General features: G+C 39.6%; 8 protein-coding genes and 1 riboswitch. Of the genes, 5 read left to right on the top strand and 3 right to left on the bottom strand.

Annotation, left to right across the window (positions count from 1 at the left end):
- Positions 1–211: 211 nt before the first annotated feature.
- From CVD27_RS05125 to CVD27_RS05115, 3 genes are all read right to left on the bottom strand, one after another.
- A complete protein-coding gene (locus CVD27_RS05125) occupies positions 212–871 on the bottom strand; it encodes a CpsD/CapB family tyrosine-protein kinase (RefSeq protein WP_257984266.1) in 660 nt (219 codons plus the stop codon).
- Positions 855–1,553 (bottom strand): YveK family protein, encoded by a 699-nt coding sequence (locus CVD27_RS05120; RefSeq protein WP_101646807.1) that lies wholly within the window; start codon positions 1,551–1,553, stop codon positions 855–857. Before CVD27_RS05120 ends, CVD27_RS05125 begins: the two co-directional genes overlap by 17 nt.
- Before the next feature lie 151 nt (positions 1,554–1,704).
- Complete coding sequence (locus CVD27_RS05115; protein ID WP_101646806.1) at positions 1,705–2,052, bottom strand: helix-turn-helix domain-containing protein; 348 nt, start codon at positions 2,050–2,052, stop codon at positions 1,705–1,707.
- 363 nt (positions 2,053–2,415) lie between these two features.
- Between CVD27_RS05115 and CVD27_RS05110 the strand changes: the two genes are divergently transcribed.
- From CVD27_RS05110 to metH, 5 genes are all read left to right on the top strand, one after another.
- Positions 2,416–2,769, top strand: a complete 354-nt coding sequence (locus CVD27_RS05110) for a helix-turn-helix domain-containing protein (protein WP_101646805.1) — start codon at positions 2,416–2,418, stop codon at positions 2,767–2,769.
- Between the two features lie 140 nt (positions 2,770–2,909).
- Positions 2,910–3,023: riboswitch (SAM riboswitch) on the top strand.
- Between the two features lie 132 nt (positions 3,024–3,155).
- On the top strand, positions 3,156–4,268 hold the full coding sequence (locus CVD27_RS05105) for a methionine biosynthesis PLP-dependent protein (protein ID WP_101646804.1): 1,113 nt from the start codon (positions 3,156–3,158) through the stop codon (positions 4,266–4,268).
- Positions 4,268–5,455, top strand: a complete 1,188-nt coding sequence (gene metC, locus CVD27_RS05100; protein ID WP_101646803.1) for a cystathionine beta-lyase — start codon at positions 4,268–4,270, stop codon at positions 5,453–5,455. Before CVD27_RS05105 ends, metC begins: the two co-directional genes overlap by 1 nt.
- 2 nt (positions 5,456–5,457) lie before the next feature.
- Complete coding sequence (locus tag CVD27_RS05095) at positions 5,458–7,317, top strand: bifunctional homocysteine S-methyltransferase/methylenetetrahydrofolate reductase (RefSeq protein WP_101646802.1); 1,860 nt, start codon at positions 5,458–5,460, stop codon at positions 7,315–7,317.
- On the top strand, positions 7,295–10,744 hold the full coding sequence (gene metH / locus CVD27_RS05090; RefSeq protein ID WP_101646801.1) for a methionine synthase: 3,450 nt from the start codon (positions 7,295–7,297) through the stop codon (positions 10,742–10,744). Before CVD27_RS05095 ends, metH begins: the two co-directional genes overlap by 23 nt.
- Positions 10,745–10,916: the final 172 nt, after the last annotated feature.

Raw genomic sequence — 10,916 nt, 5'->3', positions numbered from 1 at the left:
CTTAAAATGAAAAATTTCAATAATCGGGGCATTAAACCCCACCTCACATCACACTCTCGACGACTGGCGTCTAAGGCTATTTCATCCCACAGCATGACCGAGTGCCTTCGTTGATAATGGTAAGAAGACATCACCGATGTTCAATTTAAAACCCAATAATATTCTTTATAAAGAACAAACATTGAATAATTGGCTCTTTTATAATTTGATACTATTTATTGTTAATAATAGTTCCTAGTAGATTTGCTTTAGAGGATTCTAAAAATTTTTTCACCTCAATTGCTTGTTCATTTTTTGTCTTCCCATATCGAACCACTAAAATGACACCATCACATTGGTTTGCAATGATCTTAGCATCTGAGACTTCTAGCACCGGGGGTGTATCAAATAAAACCACATCATATTGCCCACTGACTGTTTCAATTAATTTTCCCATTACTTCTGAACCTAGAAGTTCTGCTGGATTGAATGGTATCGGACCACTTGTTAACAAATCTAAATCCCTAATTCCAGATCTATATATGGAATCTTCAAGCAATAAATTACCTGAAAGAACATTACTTAATCCAATAGAATTCTCCATCTTAAACGAATAATGCAGAATTGGATTTCTTAAATCTGCGTCAATTAAGAGAACTTTTTTGCCTTGCTGGGCTAACGAAATGGCAAAATTCACAGCCGTTGTTGACTTTCCTTCATCATGTCCTGGAGAAGTTATGATTATTGTGCGGGAATTTATACAATTCAAAGATGATAAAAAATTAGTACGAATGGTTCGATACTGCTCCGAAATTTTACAATTTTGATTTGTAGCAGTAATTAAATTTATTTTTTTCTTCAACTGTAGAGATTTCCTATTTAGTAGTGCCAAGCGACTCTCCCCTTGCTTGTAATTGTACATTCTCAGACTTTTTTAATAACGTGTTTTTCTTGTTCATTTTAGAGACAATTCCCAAAACCGGGAGTTCTAAAATTTCTTCCAAATTTCTCTCTGATTTTACCGTATTATCAAAAAAATCCTGTAAAAAGATAATTCCTACTCCAGCAATCACCCCTGCCAATAGACCTAGAAGTATTTTTTTCTGATGGTTATCATTAATAGGGTAAGGGTCTGGTTTAGCTCCTGAGAATATAATAATATCTTTGAATTTTAAAAGACTTGGTACCTCACTCTTAAAAACACTAGCAGTAGCATTAGCAATTTCCGCTGCCAATTTAGGATTTTCATCTACAGCTGTAATTTTAACAATAGAAGATCCACCTACATCCTCGGAAGAAATTTGTTGACTCAATTCTTCTGGTGTTTTATTTAATCCTAATTCGCTCACTACCTTTTCCAAAAAACTAGGTTCTTTAATCATGATTAAAAGAGTATTCATTAAAGTTGGGTCAGCTTTGACTATAAGCCGTGATGATGATTCATAAAGCGGTTTTGTATAATAAACACTATAAACTCCTGCCAGTGATGAAAATAAAACTGCAGTAAGGATAATTATCCATAAACGTTTTTTTAATAAGCCAAATATTTTTTTGATATTAATTTCATTTCCCAAGAATTCTCACCACTTTTTTTGTTTATTGTTGGTTTTTCTGAACAGATCGCTGTTCTTTTTTAAGAACCAAATCACTAAAAAAATAAGCTTTTATAAATTGTTCAATTTACAGGATTAGATAAACATATAATAATTCTTTATAAAGAACATGTCAATTGAGATTTGGTACTTTTTTCTTAATTTTCTCCAATGCATCAGCTAAAATTCTTATTTCTTCTAAAGATATATTTTTCTTTTTAATGTCTTGAAATAAAAGCAGCAGATCAGAATTAAAATCCTCACTCTCATTTGCCGAGCCAGTTTCTCTAAAAAAATAGGATATTTCTACTTGGAAGTAATGGGCAAGTCTTTCTAAAAGATCTATATTCGGCTTTCTTTCTCCCCTTTCTATTTTAGAAAGATTACTATAGTTGAACTCCACAGCTTTACCTAATTCCTTTAACGTAATCCCCTTCAACATCCGCAGTTCTTTTAATCGGTCTCCCACTTCAAAATTCATCTCATCCACTCCACTTTAATACGTTTGTTCATTATAAAGAACTATTGTATTTAATATATCATGATTTGTCTTTTTTGACCAATAAAAATAGCGTTTTAAATTTTTATGATTTAATCTACATTTTTAAATATTGTTCTTTAAAAAGAACCTGTCATTTGGTATAATTCTTTTAAATGCATTTAAATTTTTAATCATGGTAAGTTACAGCATTTTCACGTCATACAAAAATTTTGCAAAGAACTCCATTTTACAGATTAATGACCACTAAGCCAAAGTTAATTGTCCCCTTTCTCGCTAATAGCATAAAAAATACCATAGAGATTCCAAATAATTACACTTGATTAAAATAAAGAGGAGATGCCAATGATCGGAGAGAGAATCAAAAAATTACGAGAGCAAAAAAATTATTCCATTACGGAGCTAGCGGAACACGCGAAAGTTTCTAAATCATATTTAAGTAATATTGAAAGAAATCTAAATCAAAACCCCTCTATTCATTTTTTAATGAAAATCACAAAACCACTAGATGTGTCTATAGAAGAATTACTTTCGGAAATTGATAATTTTGAGAATCAACTCGAAAAAGAAGATAAGGAATATCTTGATAAGGAAATGAAAAATATTATAGAAAATGCTATAGTAGAAGGAATTAATAAAGAAGATTTTAGAGAATACATTAATTATATTAAATTTAAAATTTGGGAAAAAAATCAATAAATTTTTCCCAAAAACTGTTATAACCATTTTATTTCTTCTTGTTTAAGGAGTTTTATGCCTATTTCGACAATGGTTCCAATAAACCAATTGACACCTCCGCAAAACTGTAGTAAATTTTATTAATAATCTAAATATTAGTTTTCTTATCAAGAGAGGTTGAGGGAAGGGCCCTGCGACGCCTCAGCAACCTTCAATGTTTTTTCTCATTGAAAAGGTGCTAAGTCCTGCAAATTTACTAATTTGCAAGATAAGAAGAATGACAAATGTGCTGCATACAAAAGTCTTCTTCTTATAAGAAGACTTTTTTTATTTATCAAAAAGCTTTATCACTCAATCGCGTTAATGTGAAAAACAATAAAAATTTTTTATTACAAGGAGCGTCCGTTATGTACAAAATCGATACCAAACTTGCCCAAATCGGCAATCGCAGTGAAACAACAACTGGAACTGTCAACCCGCCTGTATACTTCTCAACAGCCTTCCGTCATGAGGGAATCGGCCAGTCAACTGGGTTTGACTATACACGAACAGGGAACCCAACGCGTCAGCTCCTTGAAAAAACAATCGCGGATCTAGAAGGTGCTGAGCGTGGATTTGCCTGCAGTTCTGGTATGGCAGCCATTCAACTGATTCTTGCTTTATTTGAATCTGGTGACGAATGGATCGTTAGTGAAGATTTATATGGTGGTACTTACCGCCTGTTAGAAAAAGGCTATAAAAAATGGGGCCTAACAACACAATATGTAAATACCTGTTGTCCGGAAGAAGTAGAAAAGAAAATCACCGCGCAAACAAAAGCTATTTTCTTAGAAACACCAACCAATCCATTGATGCAGGAATCGGATATTGCAGCGATTTCAAAGATTGCCAAGCAGCATGGCCTTTTGTTAATCGTGGACAATACGTTCTATACTCCACTTTTACAACAGCCAATCAGCCTTGGTGCGGACATCGTCATCCATAGTGCTACTAAATATCTTGGAGGTCATAATGATGTTCTTGCTGGCCTTGTTGTGGCAAAAGGTCAGGAACTTTGTGATGCATTAGCCTTCCATCATAATGGTGCTGGGGCCGTGTTAAGTCCGTTTGATTCTTGGTTATTAATGCGCGGAATGAAAACATTGTCACTAAGAATGGAACGACATGAAAAGAATGCAAAGGCCATCGTTGAATTTTTCTCAAAACATGACGCTGTAACAGATGTTCTCTACCCAGGACGCGGTGGAATGGTTTCCTTTAGAATCAAGGACGAAGCATGGGTAAATCCATTTTTACAGAATTTAAATTTAATCAGTTTTGCAGAAAGCTTAGGTGGAACAGAAAGCTTCATTACTTATCCAGCAACGCAAACACATATGGATATCCCAGAAGAGATCCGTATTCAAGCCGGCGTTTGCAATCGTTTATTACGTTTCTCGGTTGGAATTGAAGATTCACAAGATATTATTGAAGACTTACAAAACGCTTTTGCTAGAGTTCAGGAAGGGGTAATTGCATAATGGCACACGAAGAATATAGCTTTGAAACCAGACTACTTCACAACCAACACAAAATTGATCCGGTAACAGGGGCTGTTAGTGTACCCATTCAGCATGCATCTACCTTCCATCAAGCTGATTTCGATCAGTTTGGCAAGTACGATTATGGCCGCAGTTTAAATCCGACTCGTGAAGCATTGGAAGATGTAATCGCGGAACTGGAAGGCGGAGTGAAAGGATTTGCTTTTGCATCAGGGATGGCCGCAATTTCAACTGCCTTCCTTCTTCTATCCTCTGGTGACCATATTGTGATTACCGAGGATGTGTATGGCGGTACGTTCCGAATGGTTACACAAGTTCTTTCAAGACTTGGGATTGAACATACCTTTGTTGATATGACTAATTTAGATGAAGTGAAAGAGGCCATTCAGCAAAATACAAAAGCTTTTTATGTGGAAACACCATCTAATCCTTTAATGAAAGTAACAGATATTAGAGCCATTAGCGAGATCGCTAATGAAATCAATGCGTTGACATTTGTTGATAACACTTTCCTCACCCCTTACCACCAAAAGCCCTTGGCACTAGGTGCAGATGTTGTCCTTCATAGTGCAACGAAATTTTTAGCAGGACATAGCGATGTCGTTGCAGGCCTTGCGGTAGTTAAAGATGAGGATTTAGCTAAAAGACTAGGATTCTTGCAAAATAGTTTTGGTGCGATTCTAGGTGTTCAAGATGCCTGGCTCGTATTACGAGGAATTAAGACGTTGAGTGTCCGCCTAGAGCAGTCACAAAAATCAGCGATAAAGATAGCAGAATTTTTAGATGCCCATCCACTTGTGGAAAAGGTTCATTATCCAGGGCTTGAAAGCCACCCGCAATATCCAATTCAGAAAGAGCAAGCCGATGGACCAGGTGCTGTTCTTTCCTTTGAACTTGCAACAGAAGATGCCCTTCGCACCTTTGTAGCTAATGTGGAAATCCCTGTATTTGCGGTGAGCTTAGGTGCTGTGGAATCGATCCTATCTTATCCAGCAAAAATGTCGCACGCAGCGATGTCAAGAGAGGACCGTCTTCAGCGTGGAATTACAGATGGACTTGTCCGCTTATCGGTTGGTCTTGAAAATCCGGATGATTTGATTAAGGATTTTTCTCAGGCCCTTGAGGAGGTCCGTGCGAAACATTTGGTCTTACAACAAGGAGAATGATTATGACCTTTTTAGACAAATTAAAAAACCAAATTTTAATAGGCGATGGTGCCATGGGCACCCTGCTTTATTCATTTGGAGTGGATACATGTTCAGAAGAACTTAATTTATCTCAGTCGGAGCAGATTCAAAACATCCACCGGGCCTATATTGATGCCGGAGCGGATGTCATTCAAACCCATACCTATGCTGCAAACTATTTAAAGCTGCAGCGGTATGGATTAGAAGACTCGGTAAAGGAAATCAACAGCGCAGCCGTCCGCAATGCCAAAAAAGCCGCTCAATCAAACGCTTATGTGCTTGGAACCATTGGCGGCAACCGCGGGATTAAAACGAGTTCAATTACCATAGAAGAAATAAAGCGAAGCTTCCGTGAGCAATTATATTGTTTGCTGATGGAAGGTGTCGATGGATTATTGTTTGAAACCTTTTATGACCTTGAAGAACTGGAAACTGTCTTAACGATTGCACGCAAAGAAACGAAACTTCCAATTATTACTCAAGTTTCCCTTTCAGAACCTGGATTTTTGCATGACCGAACGCCAGTAAATGACGCTTTAAAAAGGCTGGAAGGCCTTGGAGCCGATGTGGTCGGGCTGAATTGCCGGTTAGGCCCGCATCATATGCTACTAGCTTTGGAACAGGTTGAAATTCCGAAGCATGCTTTTCTATCTGCCTATCCAAATGCAAGTCTTCCAACCTATACGGACGGAAAGTTTCATTACGAAGGCGATGCGGATTATTTCCAGAAATCTGCTCAAAGCTTCAGAAATGAAGGCGTGCGCTTGCTTGGCGGCTGCTGCGGTACGACACCAGATCACATCCGTGGCTTTGCGGCAGAGTTAAAGAACAGTACCCCTGTGACTGAAAAAGTTGTAAAATTGAAAAAAGAGAAGATTGTTGTCGAATCTCCTCCTAAAAGGGAATACGCTCCCCTTCAGGAAATTGTGAAAGAACGTCCATCCGTCATCGTTGAATTAGATCCTCCAAGAAAACTAGATACGACTAAGTTTTTCGAAGGGGCAAAGGCACTGAAAGAAGCCGGAATTGATTCCATTACACTTGCAGATAATTCGCTTGCCACTGTTCGGATTTCTAATGAATCCTTAGGCTATCTCCTTAAAAGCGAGTTAGGCATGCGTCCGCTCATTCATATCGCCTGCCGTGACCGTAATATTATCGGGCTGCAATCCCACTTAATGGGGCTTCATACGCTAGGTATGAACGATGTCCTGGCCATTACGGGTGATCCGGCAAGAGTTGGAGATTTCCCTGGTGCTTCTTCTGTTTACGATGTGTCGTCATTTGAATTGATTCAAATGATTAAACAGATGAACGAAGGTTTGTCCTTCTCTGGTAAAGACTTGGGACAAAAAACAGCCTTTAGTGTGGCTGGGGCCTTTAATCCAAATGTCCGCTCGGTTGAGAAAGCCGTGAAGCGTTTGGAGAAAAAGATTGAATACGGTGCAGATTACTTTATTTCGCAGCCGGTATTCTCTGAGGAAAAATTAATTGAAGTCTATGAAAATACGAAACATCTTAATGCACCAATCTACATTGGTTTAATGCCGTTAACAGGCAGTAAAAATGCTGAGTTTTTACACAATGAAGTGCCTGGAATTAAAATCGCTGATTCTATTCGTGAGCGGATGTCCCGCTTGAGTGACAACCCACTTGAAGCCGCCAGAGAAGGCGTTGCGATTACCAAGTCACTCATTGATACAGCATTAGACTTATTCAATGGAATTTATTTAATTACACCATTCCTGCGTTATGAATTAACAGCGGAGCTCGCTGCTTATGCTAACCAGCGAGCGAGTGAGATTAGGAGGGCCAGCTATGCCAAAAACACCATTTTCTGAACAACTTAAAAAGCGCATCTTAGTCATGGACGGTGCAATGGGTACGATGCTGCAGCAAGCCAATCTTACAGCAGAAGATTTTGGCGGGGAAGAGTTTGAAGGATGTAATGAACACCTCGTCCTAACTGCTCCTTCTGTCATTTCTCGTATTCACCGTGAATACTTAGAAGCCGGTGCTGACATTATTGAAACGAATACGTTTGGGGCAACAAGCCTTGTTTTAGACGAATATGAACTTGGCTACAAAGCTTATGAAATTAATAAAATTGCTGCCATGCTCGCTGTCAGAGAAGCCATGAGCATCACAACGGACGAATGGCCGCGTTATGTGGCAGGTTCCATGGGGCCGACGACCAAAACCTTAAGTGTCACGGGCGGAACCACCTTTGATGCCCTCTCTGCTACTTATGAAGAGCAGGCGATTGGTTTGATTGACGGCGGCGTTGATTTGCTTTTACTAGAAACCAGCCAAGACTTATTGAATGTGAAAGCTGGTTTTGTCGGAATTCAAAGTGCTTTTTCAAAAACGGGTAAAACACTGCCGCTCTTTATTTCAGGAACCATTGAACCGATGGGTACCACCCTTGCAGGACAAACAATTGAATCGTTCTTTATTTCAGTGGAACATATGAATCCTATAGCGGTCGGTCTTAACTGTGCGACCGGCCCTGAGTTTATGCAGGATCATATTCGTTCCCTTGCAGATTTATCTTCCGTAGCTGTCAGCTGTTATCCAAATGCCGGCTTGCCGGATGAAGATGGTCACTATCATGAAACACCAGAAATATTAGCGAAAAAGTTGTCTGATTTTGCCGCACATGGCTGGTTGAATATTGTCGGCGGCTGCTGTGGCACAACACCTGAGCATATCAGGGTGATTGCGGAAGCAATGAAGCAATATCAGCCTCGTCAATTCGAATCATCCAACACGCATATGGTTTCCGGTATTGATCCATTTATTTATGATGATCCTACCTTAAGACCGATCATGGTTGGAGAACGGACAAATGTTATTGGATCCCGTAAGTTCAAACGGTTAATTACTGAAGGTAAATTTGAAGAAGCTTCAGAAATTGCACGCGCTCAAGTAAAGGGAGGCGCTCATGTTATTGATATCTGCCTTGCGGACCCGGATCGCGATGAGATGGCCGATATGGAGAATTTCATTAAAGAAGTCGTTAAAAAGGTGAAAGTACCGCTAGTTATAGACTCCACGGATGAAAAGGTCATTGAAAGAGCACTTAAGTATTCTCAAGGGAAGGCCATTATTAATTCCATCAACCTAGAGGATGGCGAGGAGCGCTTTGAAGCGATTGTTCCGTTAATTCACCGATATGGTGCGGCTGTCGTTGTCGGGACCATTGATGAAGAAGGAATGGGAGTTTCAGCTGAACGTAAACTGGCCATTGCCAAACGTTCCCATGACCTTTTAGTCAATAAATATGGACTTAAGTCGCAGGATCTCATTTTTGACCCGCTTGTATTCCCAGTTGGTACAGGAGATGAACAATATATCGGCTCAGCTAAAGCGACAGTTGATGGGATTAGGATGATTAAAGAAGCCTTGCCAAAAGTGCAGACTATCCTTGGAATTAGTAACGTTTCCTTCGGGCTCCCTCCTGTCGGGCGCGAGGTGCTAAATTCCGTCTTCCTCTACCATTGTACGCAGGCTGGCTTGGATTATGCGATTGTGAATACGGAAAAGCTTGAGCGGTTTGCTTCGATCTCAAAGGAAGAAGTTCAATTAGCCGAGGCTTTGTTATTTGATACAACGGATGAAACCTTAGCTACTTTTACCGAGTTTTATCGCGGGAAAAAGAAGGAAGCTAAGACGACCATTCCTGATATGACCTTAGAGGAACGACTTGCTTACTATGTGATTGAAGGAACCAAAGAAGGCTTGCTTCCTGATTTAGAATTGGCGCTTGCCTCCTACCCTGCTCCACTAGATATTATTAACGGTCCATTAATGGACGGCATGAAAGAAGTCGGCCGCCTGTTTAATGACAATCAGTTAATTGTCGCAGAGGTTCTGCAGAGTGCTGAAGTCATGAAAGCATCCGTTTCCTTCTTAGAGCCTCATATGGAAAAAGGCGATGTGTCTGCCTCTAAGGGAAAAGTAATTTTAGCAACGGTTAAAGGTGATGTTCACGATATCGGTAAAAACCTCGTGGATATCATTTTAAGCAATAACGGTTATAATGTGGTTGATTTGGGAATTAAAGTGACTCCTACGGATTTGGTGCAAGCTATTCGTCAAGAGAAGCCAGATATGGTCGGGTTATCAGGTTTGCTTGTAAAATCTGCTCAGCAAATGGTGTTAACGGCCCAAGACATGAAGGAAGCCGGAATTTCTGTGCCGATTCTTGTTGGCGGTGCTGCCCTTTCACGTAAGTTCACTGATACAAGGATTGCGAAGGAATATGATGGACTTGTTCTTTATGCAAAGGATGCCATGAACGGTCTATCGCTTGCCAATCAATTGCAGTCACCGGAAGAGTATCAAAAGCTGTTAGATGAAAAAGCCGAAAAGTTAGCAGCGTTAGATGTACCAAGGGATTTACCTGCACGTGCGGCTAGTGCTGTGGCGGTAAAAGTGAAACCGGCTGTGTCCACAGAGGTACCTGTTTTTACACCTATGGATACAAAAAGACATATTTTAAGATCTTATTCTCTTTCTCATATTGAGCCGTATATTAATATGCAAATGTTAATAGGGCATCATCTTGGTTTAAAAGGAAAACTTTCTAAGCAGCTTGCAGAGAAGGATGAAAAAGCCTTAAAAATTAAAGGAACGGTTGATCAGTTGTTAGCAGAGGCCAGTGCAAATAACTGGATTACTCCTGCAGCGGCATATCAATTTTTCCCAGCACAATCGGACGGTAATAAGGTATATATCTATGATCCAGAAGATCAAAAGACCATTATTGAGACATTTGATTTCCCTCGTCAGGAATCCGCACCATTCCTATGTTTAGCAGACTTTTTAAAGTCGGTTGACAGTGGTGTGATGGATTATGTTGGCTTCTTTACGGTGACAGCTGGCAGAGGAATCCGCCAAAAGGCTGATGAGTTAAAGGCAGAAGGACGTTTCCTTGAAAGCCATGCTCTTCAATCATTGGCACTTGAGTCTGCTGAAGGATTTGCCGAGTTGATTCACCGCCAGATGCGTGATCGCTGGGGCTTCCCGGATCCGCTTGATTTCACGATGCAGGATCGGTTTACGGCGAAATATCAAGGGCAGCGTTTCTCGTTTGGTTACCCTGCTTGTCCGGAGTTAGAGGACCAGAAGAAACTGTTCAAGTTGATTCAGCCAGAAGAAATTGGGATTGAGTTAACAGAAGGCTGTATGATGGAGCCTGAAGCATCGGTATCAGCGATTGTTTTTGCGCATCCTGAGGCTAGGTATTTTAATGTGAATAGATAATGTATTAAGGGTATTCCTAGTTTATGAAGGGATACCCTTTTTACTATGACCATGGACCTAAAAATATATTAAAACTCATTTACAAGCTCTTATAAATGTAATATCATTCTTAATAAAGAACGTAATGTTTTTTTATTAAGAGTGATTAATGTTTTCCTTTAAAGGAGGTGGT

It is taken from the genome of Neobacillus cucumis (genome assembly GCF_002860255.1).
Taxonomy (GTDB): Bacteria; Bacillota; Bacilli; order Bacillales; family Cytobacillaceae; genus Neobacillus; species Neobacillus cucumis_A.
The sequence above is the reverse complement of the archived record's forward strand: the minus strand, read 5'-3'. Positions and strand labels throughout refer to the sequence as shown.